Annotated in this window: 20 protein-coding genes; 14 read left to right on the forward strand and 6 right to left on the reverse strand. The window is 55.5% G+C overall.

Features of this window, described 5'->3' with window-relative positions; genetic code table 11:
* The 4 genes from smc to AC14IB_RS03925 all read left to right on the forward strand — a co-directional run.
* On the forward strand, positions 1 to 3,324 hold a 3,324-nt coding region (gene smc / locus AC14IB_RS03910), incomplete at its 5' end, for a chromosome segregation protein SMC (protein WP_484230657.1).
* Between the two features lie 64 nt (positions 3,325 to 3,388).
* Positions 3,389 to 4,243, forward strand: a complete 855-nt coding sequence (gene zipA / locus AC14IB_RS03915) for a cell division protein ZipA (RefSeq protein WP_484230678.1) — start codon at positions 3,389 to 3,391, stop codon at positions 4,241 to 4,243.
* Positions 4,240 to 6,276 (forward strand): NAD-dependent DNA ligase LigA, encoded by a 2,037-nt coding sequence (gene ligA, locus AC14IB_RS03920; protein WP_484230658.1) that lies wholly within the window; start codon positions 4,240 to 4,242, stop codon positions 6,274 to 6,276. The genes zipA and ligA overlap by 4 nt, the downstream gene beginning before the upstream one ends.
* Positions 6,273 to 6,872: a transglycosylase SLT domain-containing protein gene (locus tag AC14IB_RS03925; RefSeq protein WP_484230659.1), complete on the forward strand. Its 600-nt coding sequence runs from the start codon at positions 6,273 to 6,275 to the stop codon at positions 6,870 to 6,872. Before ligA ends, AC14IB_RS03925 begins: the two co-directional genes overlap by 4 nt.
* A 2-nt stretch (positions 6,873 to 6,874) precedes the next feature.
* Here the strand turns inward: AC14IB_RS03925 and mnmC1 are convergent, their stop codons facing one another.
* From mnmC1 to ispZ, 3 genes are read right to left on the reverse strand one after another with little or no spacing between them, the layout of a single operon-like run.
* Positions 6,875 to 8,095, reverse strand: a complete 1,221-nt coding sequence (gene mnmC1, locus AC14IB_RS03930; RefSeq protein WP_484230660.1) for an FAD-dependent 5-carboxymethylaminomethyl-2-thiouridine(34) oxidoreductase MnmC1 — start codon at positions 8,093 to 8,095, stop codon at positions 6,875 to 6,877.
* A 2-nt stretch (positions 8,096 to 8,097) separates the two neighbouring features.
* A complete protein-coding gene (locus AC14IB_RS03935) occupies positions 8,098 to 8,397 on the reverse strand; it encodes a YciI family protein (protein ID WP_484230661.1) in 300 nt (99 codons plus the stop codon).
* A gap of 14 nt (positions 8,398 to 8,411) precedes the next feature.
* Positions 8,412 to 8,957 (reverse strand): septation protein IspZ, encoded by a 546-nt coding sequence (gene ispZ, locus AC14IB_RS03940; protein ID WP_484230662.1) that lies wholly within the window; start codon positions 8,955 to 8,957, stop codon positions 8,412 to 8,414.
* A 63-nt stretch (positions 8,958 to 9,020) separates the two neighbouring features.
* On the opposite strand from ispZ, the gene AC14IB_RS03945 reads away from it, so the two are divergent.
* From AC14IB_RS03945 to AC14IB_RS03975, 7 genes are all read left to right on the forward strand, one after another.
* On the forward strand, positions 9,021 to 9,902 hold the full coding sequence (locus AC14IB_RS03945; RefSeq protein WP_484230663.1) for a PHP domain-containing protein: 882 nt from the start codon (positions 9,021 to 9,023) through the stop codon (positions 9,900 to 9,902).
* Entirely contained in the window at positions 9,899 to 10,519 is a 621-nt protein-coding gene (locus tag AC14IB_RS03950; protein ID WP_484230664.1) for an L-threonylcarbamoyladenylate synthase, read from the forward strand. Before AC14IB_RS03945 ends, AC14IB_RS03950 begins: the two co-directional genes overlap by 4 nt.
* Positions 10,520 to 10,585: 66 nt before the next feature.
* The gene (locus tag AC14IB_RS03955; protein WP_484230665.1) at positions 10,586 to 11,803 is read left to right on the forward strand and encodes a tryptophan--tRNA ligase; all 1,218 of its coding nucleotides are present in this window, start codon (positions 10,586 to 10,588) and stop codon (positions 11,801 to 11,803) included.
* A 128-nt stretch (positions 11,804 to 11,931) separates the two neighbouring features.
* Positions 11,932 to 12,828, forward strand: a complete 897-nt coding sequence (locus tag AC14IB_RS03960; RefSeq protein WP_484230666.1) for a segregation and condensation protein A — start codon at positions 11,932 to 11,934, stop codon at positions 12,826 to 12,828.
* A complete protein-coding gene (gene scpB, locus AC14IB_RS03965; protein ID WP_484230667.1) occupies positions 12,818 to 13,384 on the forward strand; it encodes an SMC-Scp complex subunit ScpB in 567 nt (188 codons plus the stop codon). The genes AC14IB_RS03960 and scpB overlap by 11 nt, the downstream gene beginning before the upstream one ends.
* Positions 13,377 to 14,387: a 23S rRNA pseudouridine(2605) synthase RluB gene (gene rluB / locus AC14IB_RS03970; protein WP_484230668.1), complete on the forward strand. Its 1,011-nt coding sequence runs from the start codon at positions 13,377 to 13,379 to the stop codon at positions 14,385 to 14,387. The genes scpB and rluB overlap by 8 nt, the downstream gene beginning before the upstream one ends.
* Before the next feature lie 8 nt (positions 14,388 to 14,395).
* Positions 14,396 to 14,821, forward strand: a complete 426-nt coding sequence (locus AC14IB_RS03975; RefSeq protein WP_484230669.1) for a DUF2721 domain-containing protein — start codon at positions 14,396 to 14,398, stop codon at positions 14,819 to 14,821.
* Here AC14IB_RS03975 and AC14IB_RS03980 read toward each other — a convergent pair whose 3' ends face one another.
* The 3 genes from AC14IB_RS03980 to ubiG are packed head-to-tail and all read right to left on the reverse strand — an operon-like array spanning position 14,822 to position 17,035.
* A complete protein-coding gene (locus AC14IB_RS03980) occupies positions 14,822 to 15,586 on the reverse strand; it encodes a YciK family oxidoreductase (RefSeq protein ID WP_484230670.1) in 765 nt (254 codons plus the stop codon).
* Positions 15,587 to 15,623: 37 nt separating this feature from the next.
* The gene (locus AC14IB_RS03985; protein WP_484230671.1) at positions 15,624 to 16,295 is read right to left on the reverse strand and encodes an HAD family hydrolase; all 672 of its coding nucleotides are present in this window, start codon (positions 16,293 to 16,295) and stop codon (positions 15,624 to 15,626) included.
* A 2-nt stretch (positions 16,296 to 16,297) separates the two neighbouring features.
* On the reverse strand, positions 16,298 to 17,035 hold the full coding sequence (ubiG, locus tag AC14IB_RS03990) for a bifunctional 2-polyprenyl-6-hydroxyphenol methylase/3-demethylubiquinol 3-O-methyltransferase UbiG (protein ID WP_484230672.1): 738 nt from the start codon (positions 17,033 to 17,035) through the stop codon (positions 16,298 to 16,300).
* A gap of 131 nt (positions 17,036 to 17,166) precedes the next feature.
* Between ubiG and gyrA the strand changes: the two genes are divergently transcribed.
* Genes gyrA through pheA form a run of 3 tightly spaced genes read left to right on the forward strand, consistent with a single transcriptional unit; the run spans position 17,167 to position 22,135 of the window.
* The gene (gene gyrA / locus AC14IB_RS03995; protein ID WP_484230673.1) at positions 17,167 to 19,950 is read left to right on the forward strand and encodes a DNA gyrase subunit A; all 2,784 of its coding nucleotides are present in this window, start codon (positions 17,167 to 17,169) and stop codon (positions 19,948 to 19,950) included.
* Entirely contained in the window at positions 19,934 to 21,013 is a 1,080-nt protein-coding gene (gene serC / locus AC14IB_RS04000) for a 3-phosphoserine/phosphohydroxythreonine transaminase (protein ID WP_484230674.1), read from the forward strand. The genes gyrA and serC overlap by 17 nt, the downstream gene beginning before the upstream one ends.
* 24 nt (positions 21,014 to 21,037) lie before the next feature.
* On the forward strand, positions 21,038 to 22,135 hold the full coding sequence (gene pheA, locus AC14IB_RS04005; RefSeq protein WP_068859338.1) for a prephenate dehydratase: 1,098 nt from the start codon (positions 21,038 to 21,040) through the stop codon (positions 22,133 to 22,135).
* The last annotated feature ends 4 nt before the right edge of the window (positions 22,136 to 22,139 follow it).

The following is a 22,139-nucleotide window of genomic DNA, read 5'->3' on the forward strand; positions in this document are numbered from 1 at the left end:
GTCATTTTCAATGGCGCGGTGGGCCGCAAGCCGGTCGGCCAGGCGTCCATTGAGTTGATTTTCGATAATGCCGATGGCTCGTTGGGCGGTGAGTGGGCGCAGTACGCTGAGATTTCCATTAAGCGTGTGGTGACGCGTGATGCCCGTTCTGATTACTTCCTCAATAGCACGCGCTGCCGTCGTAAAGACATTACCGACATTTTCTTAGGCACCGGTCTCGGGCCGCGCTCCTACGCCATCATTGAGCAGGGCATGATTTCGCGGCTCATTGAATCTAAGCCCGAAGAGCTGCGAGTATATATTGAAGAAGCGGCGGGCATTTCCAAGTACAAAGAGCGGCGTCGCGAAACCGAGAATCGTATGCGTCATACGCGCGAGAATTTGGCTCGCCTCAATGACATTCGTGAGGAACTGGGTAAGCAACTACAGCATCTCGAAAAGCAGGCTCGGGACGCGGAAAAGTACAAAGAGTGCAAACTCGAAGAACGAACGCTGCGGGCGCAATTACATGCCCTACGGTGGCGAGGTCTGGACCAGCAAGTCCAGCAATATGAAGCCAGCATTCGTGAGTTGGCAGTCAAGCTCGAGGCAGCTATGGCCTCGCAGCGTGAATACGAAGCAGCCTTGGTGCGTGACCGTGAAATTCAATTCAGCCTGAGTGATGAGTTCAATCAAGTCCAAAGTCGCTACTACGCGTTGGGCAGTGATATTGCTCGCGTGCAACAGGCGCAGCGTTATCGTCACGAGCGCATTGCAGAAATTCAAACGGCACAAGCGGCCATTGAGCGTCAGGCTGAACAAGCGAGACAGCTCCTGGATCATGACCGTTTTGAGTTGGAGCAGGCCGAGGCAGAATGTTTAACCCTAGAGCCTCAGCACGAATTACTGAGCGCTGAAGCGGAGGCCATGACGGAGCAATTGCTATCAGCAGAGCAACAGTTGGCTGACTGGCAGCAGGATTGGGATCAGTTTAATAGCCGCTCGCAAGCGCCTCGCCAGCGTGCCGAAGTTGAGCAGTCGCGTATTCAGCACATGGAGCAAGCCCTACGTCGTCACCAAGAGCGTTTGGCTCGACTTGAGCAAGAGCAATCGGCCTTGAATGCAGGCCCGCTAGAGCAGGAGCTTGCCGATTTGCAGGAGCAATCCGCCGAGCAAGCCATGGCAGTGGAGGCGAGCGAAGGACAACTGCTTCAGGCCAGTGAGGCCATGCAGGGTAATCGTCAGCGGTTGTCGGAATTGGGTGTTGAGATTGATCTGCAACGCCAACAGTTACAGGCTATGCGGGGCCGTGAGGCTTCACTTCGGGCATTACAGGAGGCGGCTGAGAAGAGTCAGTCTGCGGTTAACTCTTGGTTGCAAGCACGCGGCATTCAAGGTCAGGTCTTGGCGAAGACGCTGCGGGTGAAAGCCGGGTGGGAAGCCGCCGTAGAAACGGTGCTGGGCCCGCAATTGCAAAGTTTAGAGGTCGCCTCACTGGCAGAAGTGGCAGAGCAGTTAGCCACCTTGATGGTGGGAGACGTGGCGTTTTCTGAGTCGGGTCAGTCCTCAGTTCGGCAAACATCCACACGACATTGGCCAACGCTAGCGACTACTCTCGAGTCAGCGCCGGAATGGCTGAAATCGCGCTTTGCGTCTATTTATTTAGCCGATGATCTGGCTCATGCCTTAAATCTAAAGCCGCAGCTGCAGGCTCATGAGTCGGTCATTACCGCCGAAGGCTATTGGTTAGGCGATACGTGGCTGCGCTATCGCGCCGGTAAAGCCGATCCTGCTCAGGGTCAGCTGGCGCGTCAACGTGAACTGTTGAAGTTGGACGCAGACATTGAGCAATTAACGGCTACCTTGCAGCAGCTACAAGAGCAACAGCTGGAAGTGCGTGAGGCGTTGCGTGATGGCGAGTTAGCGCGCGAGCAATGCCAGCGTGAACTCACGCTGCGCAACCGTTCACTGGGCGATATCCAAGCTCAAATAGGCGCGCGCCAAGTTCGCCTTGAGCAGTTTTTGGCGCGCCGCGAGCGCATCGGTCAAGACATGCAAGAGGTTGCTCGCCAGGCTCAGCTTGATCAAGAGTCACTGGCTGAGTCGCGCATGAATTTGCAGGAAGCCATTGAGCTGATGTCGCAAGATTCGCGTGAGCGTGAGACAAAACTGGCGGATCGTGAGCGTTGGCGTGAGGCCGTAGATCAAGCGCGTGCGAATCAACGCGAACGCCGTGAGTTGCTGCATCAGTGCGCCTTGCGTCGGCAGACCTTAAATGCTCGCTTGCAGGGGTTGCGTGCTGGCTTGCAGCGCTTGGATGAGCAGGGTGAAAGTTTGCGAGAGCGTCGCGAGCAGTTGGCGATGCAATTGATGGAGTTATCGGCACCTGCCGGCGACGATGGCGACGAGCTGGAACAACTGTTAGAGCAGCACTTGCAAGCCGAACAAGCGCTGTCGCAAGTCCGTAACCAAGTGGATGTCATTCAGCAACAGCTTCGGGAAGCTGAGACTGGTCGTACACGTGCAGATCAGCAAGTTCAAATTACCCGTGACAGCCTGCAAAGCATGCGTTTGGAGTGGCAAAACGCGGTGGCAAAACGTGAAGCGCAGGTTGAGCAGCTACAAGAAAGTGATGCCGTTTTGGAGCAAGTATTGGCGGATTTGCCTGACGATGCCAGTGACACGGCATGGCAGTTGTCGTTGGAGCGCGTGGCGATTCGCATTGCGCGTTTAGGGGCTATTAACTTAGCGGCCATTGAAGAGTACCAAGCACAGGCTGAGCGCAAGAACTACCTCGACTTGCAAGATGCAGACCTCAACGAGGCGCTTGAGACGCTGGAAAATGCGATCCGTAAAATTGATCGTGAAACACGCGCCTTGTTTAAAGAGACCTTCGAAAAAGTAAATGCGGGTTTGCAGGCGCTGTTCCCGAAAGTATTTGGCGGTGGTACGGCGTATCTGGAATTGACCGACGAAGACTTGTTGGAAGCTGGCGTGACGATCATGGCCAGGCCGCCAGGTAAACGTAATTCAACGATTCATCTGCTCTCGGGCGGTGAAAAGGCGCTGACAGCTTTGTCTTTGGTATTCTCGATTTTCCAGCTCAATCCAGCGCCGTTCTGTATGCTTGATGAGGTCGATGCGCCATTAGATGATGCCAACGTAGGACGCTTCGCCAGACTAGTCGAAGAGATGTCCGCTCAGGTACAGTTCATCTACATTACGCACAATAAAATCGCCATGGAGATGGCTCAACAATTGATGGGCGTTACCATGCAAGAACCTGGGGTGTCCCGATTGGTTTCGGTCAATGTTGACGAAGCGGCCGCTTTGGCCGGCCAATGACCTCAGTGCATGGTAATCAGCTCACACAACAAGAGAGAAGGTCCGGCTCATGATGCATGAACCGATGCTTTTAATAGCACTGGCAGTTTTAGTGGGTCTTGCGGCAATGCTCTTGATGAACGGCGCCCGTAAGCGCCGTTTGAAAGTGAAGATCGAACCGGTGCCCACGGAGCGCCTCGATAACACGCCGGTGCGCTCTGAAATTTTGAGTGAAGTTCGCATTCGCGAGCGCGCTGATGCCCTGCGTCTAGAGAGTGAAAAAAACGATGCTCCCCTGGCGGCTACGGAGTCTGTGCCTGCGGCGGCTCTCGTTCACGAAGCTGTTCACGAGACTGCTCAGGAGGCTGCTGCGGCTGAGCAAATGGTCGAACAAGTTATTGAGGTACCAGCCCCGCCGGTTGTTAAGCTCAGTCAGGCCGATTTGTTCCCTGAGGAAATTCTGGCACCTAAAGTCCCTGTAGCGGAGCCCTTAGAAACCTCTGCCCAAAACTTAGCCATAGATCGCGTTTTCTCAATTCACGTCATGGCAACCACCCAACTCTTCGAAGGCCGCCAATTACTGGAGCTGTTGCTTCAATATGGGCTTCGTTTTGGCGATATGGATATTTTCCACCGTCACGAACATCCCGCGGGCCATGGTGACATTTTGTTCAGCATGGCTCAGGCCGTGGAGCCAGGCACATTCAACATTGATAGTCTGTCCCGCGACTTAGTGCCCGGCGTTAGTTTCTTCATGAGTCTGCCGGGCAAAAAAAGCACCCTGGCGTTTGACTTAATGACTGATACCGCTCGCCGTCTGGCCTACGAGCTGCAAGCCGATTTATTAGATGCCAACTCCCAAGTATTGACTCAGGCAGAGCTCGATCAGTGGCGTGAAGCCGTGGTGTCCTACGAACGCCAACAATATCAGTCGCTATGAGTGCCTTGTCCTTGGACGACGCGGCGCAGCGTCTGAAGCGGCTGCGTGAGCAACTGCATGCACATGCCAAAGCGTATTATGTCGATGACGCACCGACCCTGCCGGATGCCGACTATGACGCGCTTTACCGAGAGCTTTTAACGCTCGAGGCCTCTTTTCCCAGCCTGGTGACCGCTGACTCTCCCAGTCAGCGCGTGGGCGCAGCAGCGGATACGGCATTTTCGTCGGTAAAGCACGATGTACCCATGTTGTCTTTAGACAATGTCTTTTCCGAGACCGAGCTTCAGGATTTTGATCGTCGTCTACGCGAGCGCCTGAATTGGGAAGTCGCTGTTGGGCTGCCCTATATCTGTGAGCCTAAGTTCGATGGCCTAGCCGTAACGCTGCATTACCGTCACGGTCAATTAGTGAAAGCAGCGACTCGTGGCGATGGCAGCAGTGGTGAAGACATTACCGCTAATGTCCTGACGATCGCGACGGTGCCTAAGCGGCTGCCCGGTGAAAATCTGCCTGAACATCTAGAGATTCGGGGTGAGGTACTCATGCCCCGTGCCGGTTTCTTAGCATTAAATGAACGGCAGTTAGCGGCCGGGGAAAAGGTGTTCGCTAATCCACGTAACGCCGCAGCCGGTGCATTGCGTCAGCTCGATGCACGCATCACCGCGCAGCGACCCTTGGCCTTTTACGCCTATGCGCTGGCGGCGATTTCGGGGGCTGCTTGGCCCAGCACCCACAGCCAAACCCTGCGCTGGTTTAAGTCTTTGGGTTTTGTGATAGCTGATGAAGTGTGTTTAGGCCATGGCCCCATGTTTGTGCAGCAGGCGTGGCAAACGCTACTAGACTCTCGCGACAGCCTGCCGTTTGATATCGATGGCATGGTCGTAAAAGTGGATGACCGTCGCTTACAACACGATTTGGGCTTTGTAGCGCGCGCGCCGCGCTGGGCCGTGGCCTATAAGTTCCCCGCACAAGAAGTCAGTACCACGCTAGAGGCCATCGACTTTCAAGTCGGTCGTACAGGCGCGCTCACACCTGTCGCTCGTTTACGTCCTGTCAATGTGGCGGGTGTGGTGGTCAGTAATGCCACCCTGCACAACATGGATGAAGTTCAGCGTTTGGATTTACGTCCGGGCGACACGGTGGTGATTTACCGTGCTGGCGATGTCATTCCGAAAGTGATGCGGCGTTTGGATGATGAAGCGCATGCCCATCGGTTCATCGTGAATCTGCCGTCGGCGTGTCCGGTGTGCGGTTCTGCCGTCATGCGCCCTGAGGGTGAGGCGATTGCGCGCTGCAGTGCGGGTCAGTTTTGCCCTGCACAACGTAAAGAGGCGATTCGTCATTTTGCCAGTCGACGCGCTATGGATATCGACGGCTTAGGCGAAAAATGGATCGATCTGATGGTCGATGCTGGCTTGGTCAACTCCACTGCCGATATCTATAGCTTAACGCAAGAGCAACTCTTAAGCCTGCCGCGAATGGCTGAAAAATCGGCCAATAACCTACTGGCAGCTATCGCGACCAGTCGTGAAACTACCTTGGCACGGTTTATTTACGCGCTGGGTATCGCCAATGTGGGCGAGGCAACGGCAGAGGCATTTGCTCGACAGTTTGGACGCTGGCAAGCCTTTCAAGAGGCAGATGAAGCCGCACTGTTGGCTACGCCTGATGTGGGGCCTGTGGTGGCGCAGTCCGTCATGAGCTATCTGCGTGAGCCGCATAATGTGTCGGTGATTAATGCCTTAATGGCCGCGGGGGTTCGTTGGCCTGACCAAGCTGCAGCGCAGGACTTGCCGCAACCTTTACTAGGGCAGACTTGGGTGCTGACGGGCACCTTGTCCACGTTGAGTCGGGACGAGGCGGGTGCTCGCCTGAAAGCCCTAGGCGCAAAGGTTAGTGGCAGCGTTTCCGCGAAAACGCATATGCTGGTGGCGGGAGAGAGTGCTGGCTCAAAGCTCACGAAGGCGCAAGAGCTGGGCGTTACGGTGTGGGATGAAGAACAACTGCTTAACATGTTGCGAGAGCACGAATGATGCGCCTATCCGGCGGCCTAAAAGGGCTGATGTTGCTGCCGATGCTCACGCTGATGGCCTGCAGCTCAATGCCAACACCGCCTCGCAATGCCTTAAATTTATGTGCGGTTTTTGCAGAAAAACAAACCTGGCAAACCCCGGCCATTCGGACTGAGCGTCGCTGGGGCATCCCAGTCTCGGTGTTGATGGCCACGATGTACCATGAGTCTTCGTATCGCGCTGATGCCAGACCACCCCGACGATATTTTTTGGGCATTTTTCCCGGGTCAAGACCCAGCACGGCTTATGGGTACTCGCAAGCCTTAGATGGTACCTGGGACGAATATGTGTCGAAAAACTCACGCTGGTTTGCTAGTCGTGATGAGTTTGATGATGCCATCGACTTTATTGGTTGGTATCACAACCTGAGTACGCGAGAGATTGGCATTCGTGCCGATGATGTCTACAACCTGTACCTGGCCTATCACGAAGGTCGCGGTGGGTTCACACGTAATACCTATCTGGCAAAACCTTGGCTAGTTAGGTACGCAAAGCGAGTGCGTGAAACAGAAGGGAAGTATCGCCAGCAACTAAAGTCTTGCCCACTAACTAAATAACTTTAGTGTGTAGGTGGACGTAACTGACCGCGCTTCCACGCTTTCAAGAGAAAACGATCTGGCCTTAGGCGCTCCTGTAAGTCGCTGTATTGCGCTTCAGGCTTAGCCAGTAGTGCTTGGCAAAGTAGGTCAGCGGCCAGCCAAGCTTGGCTAAAACCTTTAGACCCATGCCCTAAGCTAATGCCAACTTTCGGAAGTTCTTGAATTTCCTCCGGCATCGGTCTGCTCGCTACGCGGGTGCTAAGCAGTCGCTCGTATTCAGCGGGCCACGGCAGCCATCCCACCATAGGCAAGTAGTCCGGCGTTTGCCAACGCACACTGGCACGAGCAGACCAGCTCGTTACGTGCTCGTGTAGTCTCATTTGCGTGGTCAGGCTCGGCACGGCATCCAGTAAGGCTGATGCATTCGCGAGTTGATCTTCGTGACAAGGCGAAGTGTCTGAGCGACCTGGCTGAAACGTCGCACCTAAGACATGCTGGCCATGAAAGCCTGGGGTAAGGTAGCCGCCGTAGCAGAGTGTTGTTTTTAGCGCTAAGGGACGTTTCAGCGTGGTGATTTGTCCGCGTACAGGTTTTAACGGCAGATGTTGCGTGGCTAAGAGTTGCTGTGCACCACCCGCCACGGCAAGCACCAGGTGCTTAGCGTCCAACGTGATGGGTTCACGCTGATGACCCGGCTGCACCTGAATGTGCCAGCCTGAATGATGTGGGCTGATTTCGGTTACTTCGTGGTGCGTCAGCAACTCAATATTTTTATGTGCCAGCAGTCTCGCTAATAAACCTTCCGGGTGAATTAATCCGGCATTGGGTAGCCAAAGGGCAGGGTGATGGAGGGCTACGCCCGCCTTTGCGCTGGCCTCTTCTGCGCTAAGCGACCAGACCTGACTCTGCCACCACGGATGATCCGGCCCGATTTCTACATGCTGCTTTCGAGTTTGTAGCCAAAGAACGCCACTGGCCTGAAAGTGTGGCGCTAAACGCGGATCCTCTAGCACCTTAAGCGTATGCAAAAAGGCTTGGGACTGAATGTGCTCGGGGGTGAGCTCGGCACTGACTAACTTTGGGTACAAAATCGCTGCTGCGTTACCTGAGCCGCCACTTCCCGGCGTGGCTGCGTCCAGCACGCGTACCTGCCAGCCATGTTCGGCCATCCGCCATGCCAAGCTGGCGCCAGCAATGCCGGCGCCAACGATAGTGAGCTGTTGAGTGCTTTGAGTGTGCAACGTTAGGGCAGGGTCTTGCGGAAAGGTTTGACGCTGACGCGAGCATACACACCGGCTGCAACAAACGGATCGGCGTCAGCGAAAGCCTGAGCGTCGCTCAAGGACGCAAATTCGGCGACCACTAAGCTGCCGGTGAAGCCTGCAGGACCTGGATCCTCGGAATCAATGGCGGGGTGCGGACCGGCCAGCAATAAGCGGCCCTGCTGATGCAGATCCTGAAGGCGAGCGACATGAGCTGGTCGATGTTCCAGTCTTTGCGCGAGGGTATTGGGCGCATCTTCAGAAATAATGGCGTACCACATGATCAACTCCAGAATTAGTGCGTGGGGGGCGAATCTTTAAGCGCGCCTTGACGCGTCAGCCAAATACCCTGCGCGATGATGAAGGCGAAGGTCATCCCCAAACTACCAAAGAGCTTGAAGTCCACCCACCACTCGCTGTGGTAAAGCACGACATAGGCATTTGCGGCGGCACACAGTAGAAAAAAGATGACCCATGCGCTGTTGAGTTGCTGCCACTTGCTGCGGCTGAGTTGCAGTGCCTGACCCATGAGGCGCTCAATCAATGGCTTCTCGCCAATAAACGCACTGCCAGCAAAGATAAGGGCGAGCAGCACGTTCACTGCCGGCGCTTTCCATTGCAGAAAAGCCTCGTCATGCATAACGAGCGTTAGGCTGCCGAGCACCACCGTTGCCACTAAGGTAATCCACTGGCTGGTCTGTAAGCGGCGTTCCTGCCACCAAATAAAGGCATACAGAAGCGTCACGCTGACCATAAGAACGGCAGCAGCGGTATAGACTCCGGCCACTTTATACGCCACAAAAAACAGCACCAGCGGCAGGAAATCCAACCACGCTTTCATCCGTGTTACCTCTATCGAATCTGTTAAAGTCAGGCATCTTAATGTACCCCGCGAGCACTATCCATGCCGTTGATTGATTTGCACAGCCACAGCCAATGTTCTGACGGCAGTTTGTCGCCTGCCGACTTGGTGGCCTTGGCGGTGCGCGCAGGGGTAAAGGCTTTGGCGCTAACCGATCATGACAGCGTGGATGGCATTTGTGAGGCCAGGCTAGCGGCGGACGGCACTGGGCTGACCTTAATCGCAGGGGTCGAGCTATCTGCTGTTTGGGGTGTGCACAATATCCATGTCGTGGGCTTGCAGGTGGATATTGAGCATCCTGTACTCAAAGCAGGTCTTGCCCAGCAAGCAGGTGCGCGGGCTGAGCGCGGCAAGCTCATGGCGGCCAAGCTGGAGGCCTTAGGCATGAAGGGTGCCTATGAAGGTGCCTTAGCACTGGCCAGCAGTCCTGATGCCTTAAGCCGTACGCACATGGCGCAATGGCTGTTTGATGCTGGCCATGTCAGCACAATCCAACAGGCTTTTGATAAATACCTAGGTCCTCGCAAGCCTGCTGCCGTGCCCATGCCCTGGGCGAGCTTGGCCGATGTGGTGTCTTGGATTAAGGCCGCTGGCGGTGTCTCGGTGGTGGCGCATCCAGGTCGCTATGACATGAGCCGAACTAAGATGCGGCAGCTCTTACAAGACTTTAAGGCGCTCGGTGGCGATGGCATGGAAGTGGCAACGGCTACCGAAAAGCCAGACATGGTGGCCTATTTAGCTAAGCTATCTCAGCAGTTTGAGCTGCTGGCTTCGCAGGGCAGTGACTACCACGGTAAGCCGGCGCCGTGGATTGGCTTAGGCCGGTTCCCATCACTGCCTGCAGGTTGTATACCGATTTGGACGGCCTGGGGCTGGCCGGCTTCGGATGCCGAATCCGTTTTAAGTAGGGAGTTAACGGTGTGACACAGCATTGGCATTTACACCCAGAGAATCCGCAACCACGCTTACTCAAGCAAGCCGTGGAGCGGCTCAAAGCCGGTGAGTTGTTGGTAATGGCCACGGACGCTAGTTATGTCTTGGTCTGTCATATTGGTGATAAAGCAGCTTTAGACCGATTACGCCGCGTGCGAGATTTGGATGATCATCATCATCTAACCTTACTGTGTCGCGACCTGTCAGAGATTGGCACCTATGCCAAGGTCGATAACAGCGTCTTTCGATTATTGAAAGCGCATACCCCTGGTGCATATACCTTTATTTTGCCGGGCACCAAGGAAGTGCCTAAGCGCTTACTGCACCCGAAGAAACAGACCATTGGTATTCGCATTCCGGATCACCCGGTGGCTCAAGGCTTGCTGGCGTTGATGGGCGAGCCTTTGCTCTCCACCACACTGCAAATGCCTGGGGAAACTGAGCCGCTGAATGATCCTGATGAGATGGTGAGCCAGCTGCAAAAGCGGGTCGATGTCATTCTTGACTCGGGCTACGGTGGTCTGCTCTCTACCACGGTTGTCGATTTTAGTGATGGTAATCCCTTGGTGCTGCGCGAAGGCCTAGGTGATCCGGCACCATTTCAGTAAAGTATTTCCTTGGCTTCGTGGCTATAATTCTTTTTTGCGGTTTAGTCTAATTGTGGAGCGTCGTCCTTGAGTTCAGTGGCATCCCCCCAGCGCGTTTTGTCTGGTATGCGTCCCACCGGCCGTCTTCATCTCGGCCATTATCACGGCGTGTTGAAAAATTGGGTCACCCTGCAGCATGAGTACGATTGCTACTTTTTCGTGGCGGATTGGCACGCACTGACCACGCATTACGATGACCCCAGCCAGCTTGAGGCCAGCACCATGGATATGGTGGTGGATTGGCTAGCGGCGGGCGTGAACCCAAAGGCGGCGACGTTATTCGTGCAGTCCGCTATGCCAGAGCATGCCGAGCTGCATCTGCTGTTATCGATGATGACGCCTCTGGGATGGTTGGAACGAGTGCCGACCTACAAAGATCAGCAAGAAAAGCTCAAAGAAAAAGACTTAGCTACCTACGGCTTCCTGGGTTACCCCTTGCTGCAAGCGGCTGACATTCTGCTGTATCGCGCGGGTTTAGTGCCGGTTGGAGCCGATCAGGTCTCCCACGTTGAGCTTACCCGCGAAGTGGCGCGGCGCTTTAACCACCTCTTTGGTCGTGAGCCCGGCTTTGAGCAGGCGGTAGAAGCGGCGGTGGTGAAAATGGGCAAGAAGGCTGCCAAGGTCTACATCGACCTGCGTAAGCGCTATCAGGAAACCGGCGATGCGGCCGCGCTTGAAACTGCGCAGGCACTGGTGCGTGACCAGCAGAACATTACCCTGGGCGATAAAGAGCGTCTGCTGGGCTCTATCGAGGGGTCGGGCAAAATCATCCTGCCTGAACCTCAGGCTTTGCTAACGCCAGCCGCGAAAATGCCGGGCTTGGATGGTCAGAAGATGTCCAAGTCTTATGGCAACACCATCGCCTTGCGTGAAGCACCGGATGATGTGGATGCCAAGATCCGCAAGATGCCGACCGATCCGGCGCGTATCCGACGCACCGATGCTGGCAACCCCGATGTCTGCCCAGTCTGGCAGTTGCACGAGGTTTACTCGGATCAGCAGCGTAAGCAGTGGGTGCAGGAAGGCTGCCGTAGTGCTGGCATTGGCTGCTTGGAGTGCAAGAAGCCCGTAATTGACGCCATCAATGCCGAGCTGGTGCCTATGCGTCAGCGCGGTCGTGAATTTGAGCAAGCGCCAGACATGCTGCGTAGCGTTTTAGCAGAAGGTGCGGAGCGAGCGCGTGAAACAGCCGCTAACACATTAGCCGATGTACGACAGGCATTGGGGCTTGCATACCGACGCTAAGCCGGTTGTAATGCCTTTTACCGCTGCGAAGCGGCAAGCAGAGAGCGCACATGAGCGAAAATAGTGCAGCCGAACCAGTCATGGATTCGGCTTCTATAACATCCGAGACGGCATCTGTAGTCTCCGCAATGCCCGAGCCGCAGGTGACAGCACCTGCTGAATTGCTCACGATCGCGCGTGTAAAGGGCGAGTTAATTACCTCGTTACCCGATGATTTATATATCCCGCCCGATGCCTTGCAGGTCTTTCTCGAAACCTTCGAAGGCCCGCTGGATCTGTTGCTCTACCTGATCCGTGCTCAGAACCTCGACATTCTCGACATTCCCGTTGCTCGAATCACGCATCAGTACCTCGACTATGTGGAGCTGATGAAACAGCTCAATTTCGACCTTGCGGCCGAATACCTTCTGATGGCGGCTTGGCTTGGCGAGATCAAGTCACGACTATTGCTGCCCAGACTGAAAACGCCTGACGGTGAAGAAGAGATTGATCCGCGTGCCGAGCTGATTCGCCGCTTGCAGGAATACGAGCGCTTCAAGCAGGCCGCTGCTCACATCGACAGCCTGCCTTGCGAAGGCCGCGACTTCTTTGTCGCCGTTGCCCAGCAGCCCGACTTTAGCCGGCAGAAGACACCACCGACCGTGGAGCTGCGCGAATTGCTGCTGGCCTTGCAGGATGTGCTGCGCCGGGCCGACCTTTATGAGTCGCACCAGATATCCAAAGAGGGTCTGTCCATGCGTGAGCGCATGAGCCAGATGCTCGACAAACTGCGGGGTGAGGGCTTTCTGCCCTTTGTTTCTCTGTTTACGGTCGAAGAAGGACGCCTCGGTGTAGTGGTGTCATTCATGGCCATTCTGGAGTTGGTCAAGGAAGGCCTGATTGATCTGGTGCAGACCGAAGCGTTTGCCGATATTCATGTTCGCGCTCGCGTTGGCGATGCCCAGGGCCATGCGCTAGACCTCGGCGAAGACGTCGAGATCGAACCCACTGAACTCGATGAGGAGGCTGCGTTCGATGACGCCTGATGAACTAAAAGCCATTGTGGAAGGCGCATTATTTGCGGCCGGTCGAGCGCTAAGCATTGAGCAGCTGCAAGCGTTGTTTGAGGAGGGCGCACGCCCCGATGCCGGCAGTTTGCGCGCCATTTTAAATGCGCTGCAATCCGATTACAGCGAGCGCGGCGTGCTGTTGCAGCAAGTCGCATCTGGTTGGCGCTTCCAGGTTCGCACCGATGTCGGCCCCTGGGTCAGCCGGTTATGGGAAGAACGCCCACAGCGCTATTCGCGAGCTCTTCTAGAGACCTTGGCGCTGATTGCCTATCGCCAGCCCATCACGCGCTCTGAGATTGAAGATATTCGTGGCGTGACGGTGAGCACGGCCATCGTGAAAACCTTGCTAGAGCGTGAGTGGATTCGGGTGGCGGGCCATAAGGAAGTGCCGGGAAGACCGGCCTTGTTTGCCACCACGAAAACTTTCCTCGACGATTTTAATTTACAGGGCCTGGCAGATCTGCCGGCCTTGGCCAACCTTCGCGATCTCTCCGAGATTGCTGCTGAACTGGAACAAGTAAACCATGAGTGAAAAACTGCAGAAAGTCCTCGCCCGTACCGGCCTCGGTTCGCGTCGTCACATGGAGCAGGCCATTGTTGATGGCCGCGTCAGTGTTAACGGCGCAATCGCCAAACTCGGCGACCGCATTGAGGAAAAAGATGAGCTGCGTCTGGATGGCCGTCTCGTGCATTTCTCCGTGGTGAATGAATTGCGTCGTCGTGTCATTGCCTACTACAAGCCGGAAGGCGAGATCTGCTCGCGTCATGACCCGGAAGGTCGCCCGACCGTGTTCGACAACCTGCCGCGCATCAAAGACGAGCGCTGGGTCATGGTCGGCCGTCTCGACATCAACAGTACCGGCTTGCTGCTGTTCACCAACGATGGTGAATTTGCCAACCGCCTCATGCACCCCTCCAGCGGCATCGAGCGTGAATACGCTGTGCGCGTGATGGGCACGCTGACGCCGGACATGCAGCGCACGCTCTGCGAAGGCGTTGAGCTCGATGATGGCCCCGCGAAGTTCGAGAGCGTCTCGGAGCTCGGCGGCGAGGGCTTCAACCGCTGGTGGCAAGTCGTGGTGAAGGAAGGTCGCAACCGCGAAGTGCGCCGTCTCTTTGAGTCGCAGGAGCTGAAGGTCAGCCGCCTGCTGCGTACCCGCTATGGCACGCAGAAGCTGCCGCGCGAGCTGCGTACCGGTCGTTGGATCGAGCTCGACAAGCCCGATATCGACAACCTGCTGGGCGCTGTTGAGCTGCGTCCGCGTCGTGGCGGTACCGGCTTGTTCGGCATCACCAAGCGTCGTGTCGAGAAGCAGAAAGAGAATCCGTTGCCAGCGCGTCCGGTTTCGCAGCAACGCCAGCGTCGCACGCCGGAAGAAGCGGCTAAGTCGGGAGAGCGTAACAAACCGTCACGCATTTCGCGTCCGCAAAGTAACACTCGAACGACGACTGATGCGCCCCGCAAGGGTGGCTATTTACGTCAACAAAAGCGTGATGGTCGCAAGCCGGATGATTCGTCCGACAACAACCGTTGAGCTGAATCATGGATATTGAAGTCAGCACTCCTTCAATCCTGTTCCCGGCGATTTCTTTGCTGTTGCTGGCTTTCACCAATCGCTTCCTGGGTCTCGCCAGCCTGATCCGCAATTTGCATGATCAGTACAAGCGCCAACCCGATCCGCAAATCTTGGCGCAGCTGGGCAACTTGCGTAATCGCCTGCTGTTGATTCGTGACATGCAAGCCTGTGGCGTGCTCAGCTTGGCCATCTGCATACTCTGTATCGGCTTACTGTTGTTGGGCTTTAAAGGGGCAGGCGTGGTGGCTTTTGTGATGAGTCTGCTGCTGATGTTTTTGGCGCTGGCACTGTCATTGCGCGAAGTACTGATCTCTTGCCGTGCACTGGAAGTACATTTGGCGGATATCGAAGAGCTTAAGCCACGGGATGAGCCGTGGCATAAGCACCTCTAATCATCCTGTTGTGCTGGCGCGTACCGGCTGTGCGTCAAAAGATTGACCGCTAATGCCGGCGCTGTCTGGGCCAAGCAAATACAGGTACAGCGGCATCAACTCTTCCGGCGTTTTTACCGACTGAGGGTTTTCCCCTGGATAGGCACTGGCCCGCATATTGGTGCGCGTGCCGCCAGGATTAATGGCGTTCACGCGTATGGCTGAAATTGCCGCCAACTCATCCGAGAGCATCTGCACCAAGCCTTCAACGCCACACTTAGAGATGGCATATGCGCCCCAGAAGGCGCGAGCACGGCGACCCACGCTACTGGTGGTCATGACCACACTGGCATCTGGCGATTGCTTGAGCAGGGGCAGTAGTGCTTGCGTCAGCACAAATGGTGCGCGCAAGTTTACATTCATCACGAAATCCCAGGTATCGGGGTCATACATTTCCAGCGGGGTGATTTCGCCCAGTACCGCTGCGTTATGCAGGATGCCATCTAAACGACCAAAGGTGGTCTCAATCACATCTGCAACTTCTCGGCAGCTAGCAGCACTGGCCTGGCTCAGATCCAGGGTAAGAATGGCCGGTGTGGGATGACCCGCAGAGACGATCTCGTCGTAGACGGCGTTGAGCTTGTCATTGTCCCGGCCGAGTAAAATCACGGTGGCGCCATGCGCGGCACAGGTGAGGGCGGCAACACGGCCAATGCCGGCACTGGCGCCGGTAATGAGCAGAACCCGATTTTTCAGCAGGTCAGCAGCAGCAACATAGTTTTGCATCAAAGCACTCTCATCGTTAAAACAGGTGATGGGTTAATCAGGCAAGACGCGCTTGCAGCCAGCGCAGGAAGTCGTCTGGCGTATCGCAAACGACGTCGGCATTCCACGTGGTGTGACTGTGGGCTTCGGGCAGGTAACCCCAGCCAACGGCAACAGTCAGCATGCCGGCACGGCGGCCGGCCTCAATATCACGGGCATGATCGCCCACATAAATACAGGCACTTGCATCCACACCCGCCATGGTGGCGGCCTTAAACAGGGGCTCCGGGTGCGGCTTGCTATTCACGACCTCATCGGCAGACACCGTGGCGGCACTGCGAACTGACAGCCCCAAAGCCTGCATGAGCGGGCGCGTGTAGGTGCTGGATTTATTGGTGACAACGCCCCACGCAATGTGCCAGCGCTCCAGCAACTGCAGAGACTCATCTAAGCCCGCAAAGACCACCGAGGTGTCAGCCAAATGCTCAATATAGTCGGCGAGAAACGCGAGTCTTAGCTGCTCAGATTGCTCGCTGTCCGGGGCGATGTGTGGAAAGCCTGTGCGAACGACCGCTTTTGCGCCCTCTGATACCACCGCACGGATCGGCTCATAGGGCATGGCGGGCAGCCCGTGCGTCAACCGAAGGCGGTTGATGCCGGCATGGAAATCCGGTGCGGTATCTACCAGCGTGCCATCTAAATCAAAAAATACCCCTGCAATACGACGCATGCTCAAGACTGCTCCGCAGCAGGTTTGGAGCAGGCGACCATGTAGTTGACATCGACATTGGGCGCAAGCCAGTAGCGGCCGCTGAGCGGGTTGAAGTGAAGGCCCGTCATCTCATCAAGTTGCAGGCCGGCTGCACGAATCCACTGACCGAGCTCGGAGGGTCGAATAAATTTTTGATAATCATGCGTGCCGCGGGGCAACATACGCAGCACATATTCAGCGCCAACAATGGCAAACAGCCAGGATTTCGGATTACGGTTTAGGGTGGAGAAAAAGACGCGGCCACCGGGCTTAACCAGACGCATGCAGGCAGCAACAATCGCTGAGGGGTCTGGCACGTGCTCAAGCATTTCTAAGCAAGTGACGGTGTCGAAACTTTCTGGCTTTTCAGCCGCAAGCGCTTCCACGGTCACTTGGCGATAGGCCACCGATTTCACGCCCATTTGTTCGGCATGTAAAGTGCCCACGGCGAGTGGCGCAGCGCCCATATCAATGCCCAATACTTCAGCGCCACGACGCGCCATGCTTTCCGACAAAATTCCGCCGCCGCAACCCACGTCCAGCACACGTTTGCCGGCCAAACCCACGCGCTCGTCTATCCAGTTCAGGCGTAAAGGATTGATGTCGTGCAGTGGCTTAAATTCGGAGGTGTTATCCCACCAGCGCGCAGCCAGCGCCTCGAATTTGGCAATTTCGGCGGGATCTACATTGTTTGTCGGCAAGTCAGCTGGAAGAGACATAAGTGCAGTCTGTCAGATAAGAAATTGGATGCGCAGTATAGCGGCATTCGTTGTTGCTCGTGACTACGGCAAAGCCATCACATGTGCTAGACTCCAGCACTTTGCAACGCTTAAAAATAAGAGAAAACTGCATGTCCGACGTTGCCATGGAAATCCTCCCGGTCAATATCGAAGACGAACTCCGTCAGTCCTACCTCGACTACGCCATGAGCGTGATTGTCGGGCGCGCGCTGCCGGATGTTCGCGATGGTTTGAAGCCCGTCCACCGCCGTGTGCTGTTCGCTATGCACGAGCTCGGCAACGACTGGAATAAAGCCTATAAGAAGTCGGCGCGTGTCGTCGGCGACGTCATCGGTAAATACCACCCGCACGGCGATACCGCCGTTTACGACACTATCGTGCGTATGGCGCAGCCGTTCTCGCTGCGCTATCTGCTGGTCGATGGCCAGGGCAACTTCGGTTCGGTAGACGGCGACAACGCCGCTGCTATGCGTTACACCGAAGTGCGCATGACGCGTCTCGCGCATGACCTGCTCGCAGATCTCGATAAAGAAACCACGGACTGGGTGCCGAACTACGACGGCACCGAGATGATTCCGGCGGTGATGCCAACGCGTGTGCCGAATTTGCTGGTCAATGGCTCTAGCGGTATTGCCGTGGGCATGGCGACTAACATTCCGCCGCACAACATGACCGAAGTCATTAATGCCGTTCTGGCCTTGATCGACAATCCGGATCTCGATGTTGACGGCCTGATGCAGCACATCACCGGCCCAGACTTCCCGACAGCAGGCATCATCAATGGCCGCGCCGGTATTGTTGAGGCTTATCGCACCGGTCGCGGCCGCATTTATATGCGCGCTCGTCATCATGTCGAGACCGATGCCAAGACCAATCGTCAAACCATTGTTTTCACGGAAATTCCGTATCAGCTCAACAAGGCTCGCGTGATCGAGAAAATTGCTGAGCTGGTGAAAGAGAAGAAGCTCGAGGGTATCTCCGAGCTGCGTGATGAGTCCGATAAAGACGGTATGCGCATTGTCATCGAGCTGAAGCGCGGTGAAATGGCGGAAGTGGTGGTGAATAACCTGTTTGCGCAAACGCAGCTGCAAAGCGTGTTTGGCATCAACATGGTGGCCATTGAAGATGGTCAGCCTAAGATCATGAATCTCAAGCAGATTCTTGAAGCCTTTGTGCGCCATCGCCGCGAAGTCGTGACCCGCCGTACTGTCTTTGAACTACGCAAAGCCCGTGAGCGCGGCCATATTCTTGAAGGTCTGGCGGTAGCACTGGCCAATATCGATCCGGTTATTAAGCTGATTAAGCAGTCTCCTAGCCCGAGCGAGGCAAAAGAGCGCCTGATGGCCGAAAGCTGGTTGCCAGGTGCGGTTGAAGGCATGCTTGAGCGTGCCGGCGATGTGCATGCCTGCCGACCAGAAGGGTTGTCGCTGGCCTATGGTTTCACTAATGGTCGCTACACCTTGTCGGCTGATCAAGCGCAAGCCATTCTTGATCTTCGCCTCAACCGGTTAACCGGTCTTGAGCAAGATAAGCTGGTGGCGGAATATGCTGAAATTTTGACTAAAATCAGCGCTTTAGCATTGATTCTTGCGGAGCCTGAGCGCCTCTTAAACGTGATTCGTGATGAACTGCGTGACACCCTGGCACTCTACGGTGACAAGCGTCGTACCGAAATTATCGCCACGCGCCTCGATTTAACGCTGGAAGATTTGATCACCGAAGAAGACGTGGTGTTGACCATTTCGCATACCGGTTACGCCAAGATTCAGCCGATTACCGATTATCGCGCTCAACGTCGTGGTGGTCGCGGCAAGTCCGCTACCAGCATGAAAGATGAGGACTATATCGAGCACCTGTTAGTCGCCAGCACGCACGATACCGTGCTCTGCTTCACCAGTGCCGGTAAGGTCTATTGGTTGAAGGTTTATGAGCTGCCGCAAGCCAGCCGTGGCTCCAAGGGCCGACCGCTGGTGAACGTACTGCCATTGGCTCCCAATGAGCGCGTTACAGCACTGCTCCCCATTGATCTGGCGGCTTATGCCGATCAAGAACTGGCAGACGATGAAGAGCTAGATGAAACCGTCATTGATGCGTTGCCAGAAGGTGATGACGAAGAGGGCGACGATGCGGCCGATTTGGGTGTAACGGGCACAGATGAACCCACTGGTGACTACATTTTCATGGCGACCGCGTCGGGCACCGTGAAAAAGACCTTGCTGTCACAATTTAGCCGTCCCCGTAGCAGTGGCCTCATCGCATTGAAGCTCGATGAAGGCGATACCTTAATTGCTGTTGCAGTTACCAACGGTGCATCCGAAGTTATGTTGTTCTCGGATGGCGGTAAAGTGATTCGCTTTAAAGAAAAGCATGTGCGTACCATGGGTCGTACCGCACGCGGTGTTCGTGGCATGCGTTTACCTGAAAGTCAGCGTTTGATTTCCATGATCATTCCTCAAACGGGTGCCAAAATCCTCACAGCGTCCGAGAACGGCTTTGGTAAACGTTCGGAGCTGGCCGAATACCCGCGTCGCGGTCGTGGTGGTCAAGGCGTTATCGCCATGCAAACCAGTGATCGTAATGGCGCGCTGATTGGTGCCGTCCAAGTTATTGATTCAGATGAGCTTATGCTGATTTCTGATCAAGGCACTTTGGTACGTACCCGCGTTAGTGAAGTCTCCGTGCTGTCCCGCAATACCCAAGGTGTCACGCTGATTAAGCTGGGTAAAAACGAGAAGCTTGTTGGTTTGGTGCGCTTAGATGAAGTGGAAGAAGACGACTTCATTGAAGGCGAAGCCGAGGCAGTGACAGCGCTGGCCTCACCAACAGACAAGGCGGCTGAGCCGACTGAGAATTTGTCCACAGACCCATCGGTGCAAGATGACGAGAGCGTATAACTTTTGCGCGGGCCCGGCTGCATTGCCGGAAGCCGTGCTGCAACAAGCCCAGAATGATTTGGTCGATTGGCAGGGGCGTGGCTGCTCTGTCATGGAAATGAGCCATCGCGGTGCCGATTTTGTCGGTATTGCGGAGCAAGCAGAGCAGGATCTGCGCGACCTGCTCAATATTCCAGCGAATTACAAGGTGCTGTTCCTTCAGGGCGGCGCTACACTGCAGTTTGCCCAAGTGCCGCTGAACTTGTTGCGTGGCCACGCATCGGCAGACTATGTCTGCACCGGTGTTTGGTCAGAAAAAGCCATTGAAGAAGCACGTAAGTATGCGGGTGTTAACGTGGTAGCCACTGATGTGGCCAACAATTTCCGTAGCGTACCGGCCTTCAACACCTGGCAGCTCGACCCTAAAGCGGCCTATCTACACTACACCCCGAATGAGACCATTCACGGTGTTGAGTTCGATTTCATCCCACAGGTGGATGTGCCCTTGGTGGCGGATTATTCGTCAAGCATTCTTTCCGAACCCTTAGATGTGTCTAAGTTCGGTTTGATCTACGCAGGCGCTCAGAAAAACATTGGTCCAGCAGGCATTGTCGTGGTCATTGTGCGTGAAGACCTGCTGGGTCACGTCAAGGCCGGTACGCCTACTTTGCTGGATTACGCGGTGTCTGCGAAGAACGGCTCGATGTACAACACGCCGCCGACTTACGCGTGGTACTTAGCGGGCTTGGTCTTTCAGTGGCTGAAGCAGCAGGGAGGCCTGACGGCGATGGCAGAGCTCAATGCCCGCAAAGCCCGCAAGCTGTATGCCGCGATTGATGGCTCCGATTTCTATGCCAATCCAGTTGCGCTAGCGAATCGTTCGCGCATGAATGTGCCGTTCACCTTGGCGGATGCCAAGCTTGATAAGACATTCTTGGCCGAAGCAGAGCAGTTGCGCCTGCTGAATTTAGCCGGCCACCGTTCGGTGGGCGGTATGCGCGCCAGCTTGTACAACGCGGTGCCCGAAGCGGCAGTAGATGCCCTGATCGATTTCATGGGCGATTTTGCCCGTCGTCATGGCTAATCTGGTTTCAGGAAGGCGGCTAGCATGAGCGAAAAATTGCCCAGCTTGGAATTAATCCGTAGCGAAATTGACGGGATAGACGCTGAGATTCAGCGTTTAATCAGTGCCCGTGCGCGTTGCGCTCAGCAAGTAGCCGAAGTGAAAAAGGCCACGGAGCCCGACGCCACGGTGTTTTACCGCCCTGAGCGCGAAGCGCAAGTGCTGAACAAGGTCATGGCGCGTAACGAGGGTCCGCTACACCCCGAAGAGATGGCACGCCTGTTCCGTGAAATCATGTCGGCCTGTTTGGCGTTGGAACATCCTCTGCGCATTGCTTTCCTGGGGCCTCACGGCACTTTTACGCAAACGGCGGCGCTGAAGCATTTCGGCCACTCGGTGCAAACAGTACCGCTGGCCAATATTGACGATGTTTTCCGCGAAGTGGCGGCTGGCAGCGTCAATTATGGCGTGGTGCCTGTAGAAAACTCGTCTGAGGGGATGGTCAGCCATACGCTAGACTCTTTCTTGGACTCGAACCTGCAGATTATTGGCGAGGTAGAGCTGCGTATTCATCACCATTTATTGGTGTCTGAAGGTACGCAGTTAGCGTCAATTTCACGTATTTACTCGCATCAACAGTCTTTAGCGCAGTGCCGTAAATGGCTGGATGCGAATTTTCCAAAAGCTGAGCGCGTGGCGGTGTCGAGCAATGCCGAGGCTGCGCGCCGGATTAAAGGCGAATGGCATTCGGCTGCGATTGCGGGTGAAACCGCTGCCGAGCTCTACGGTCTAACGAAGTTGCACGAGCGCATTGAGGATAATCCGAACAATACGACCCGATTCTTAATTATTGGTCGTGAGTCGGTAGCGCGTTCTGGAGATGACAAGAGCTCCATCATCGTCTCCGTACGAAATAACGAAGCCGGTGCGCTCTATAGCTTGTTGGAACCTTTCTACCGTCGCGGTATTAACTTAACGCGTATTGAAAGCCGTCCGAGCAAGCATGATGTGTGGACTTATGTTTTCTTCATTGATTTCGAAGGGCATCAAGACGATCCGCTGGTGAAAGAAGTCATGGCTGAACTTGAGCCGCGTATGCGCCAAGTGAAATGGCTGGGTTCCTACCCGCGTGCTGTGCTCTGAGAAC

This window comes from Perlucidibaca sp. (assembly GCF_057084925.1).

What these genes read in the sequence shown, in the direction of transcription:
- zipA (WP_484230678.1), top strand. Translation starts at nt 3,389, where the DNA reads ATGCTTTTAATAGCACTGGCAGTTTTAGTGGGTCTTGCGGCAATGCTC.
- ligA (WP_484230658.1), top strand. Translation starts at nt 4,240, where the DNA reads ATGAGTGCCTTGTCCTTGGACGACGCGGCGCAGCGTCTGAAGCGGCTG.
- AC14IB_RS03925 (WP_484230659.1), top strand. Translation starts at nt 6,273, where the DNA reads ATGATGCGCCTATCCGGCGGCCTAAAAGGGCTGATGTTGCTGCCGATG.
- AC14IB_RS03935 (WP_484230661.1), bottom strand. Translation starts at nt 8,397, where the DNA reads ATGTGGTACGCCATTATTTCTGAAGATGCGCCCAATACCCTCGCGCAA.
- ispZ (WP_484230662.1), bottom strand. Translation starts at nt 8,957, where the DNA reads ATGAAAGCGTGGTTGGATTTCCTGCCGCTGGTGCTGTTTTTTGTGGCG.
- AC14IB_RS03945 (WP_484230663.1), top strand. Translation starts at nt 9,021, where the DNA reads ATGCCGTTGATTGATTTGCACAGCCACAGCCAATGTTCTGACGGCAGT.
- AC14IB_RS03960 (WP_484230666.1), top strand. Translation starts at nt 11,932, where the DNA reads ATGCCCGAGCCGCAGGTGACAGCACCTGCTGAATTGCTCACGATCGCG.
- scpB (WP_484230667.1), top strand. Translation starts at nt 12,818, where the DNA reads ATGACGCCTGATGAACTAAAAGCCATTGTGGAAGGCGCATTATTTGCG.
- rluB (WP_484230668.1), top strand. Translation starts at nt 13,377, where the DNA reads ATGAGTGAAAAACTGCAGAAAGTCCTCGCCCGTACCGGCCTCGGTTCG.
- AC14IB_RS03975 (WP_484230669.1), top strand. Translation starts at nt 14,396, where the DNA reads ATGGATATTGAAGTCAGCACTCCTTCAATCCTGTTCCCGGCGATTTCT.
- AC14IB_RS03980 (WP_484230670.1), bottom strand. Translation starts at nt 15,586, where the DNA reads ATGCAAAACTATGTTGCTGCTGCTGACCTGCTGAAAAATCGGGTTCTG.
- AC14IB_RS03985 (WP_484230671.1), bottom strand. Translation starts at nt 16,295, where the DNA reads ATGCGTCGTATTGCAGGGGTATTTTTTGATTTAGATGGCACGCTGGTA.
- ubiG (WP_484230672.1), bottom strand. Translation starts at nt 17,035, where the DNA reads ATGTCTCTTCCAGCTGACTTGCCGACAAACAATGTAGATCCCGCCGAA.
- gyrA (WP_484230673.1), top strand. Translation starts at nt 17,167, where the DNA reads ATGTCCGACGTTGCCATGGAAATCCTCCCGGTCAATATCGAAGACGAA.
- serC (WP_484230674.1), top strand. Translation starts at nt 19,934, where the DNA reads ATGACGAGAGCGTATAACTTTTGCGCGGGCCCGGCTGCATTGCCGGAA.
- pheA (WP_068859338.1), top strand. Translation starts at nt 21,038, where the DNA reads ATGAGCGAAAAATTGCCCAGCTTGGAATTAATCCGTAGCGAAATTGAC.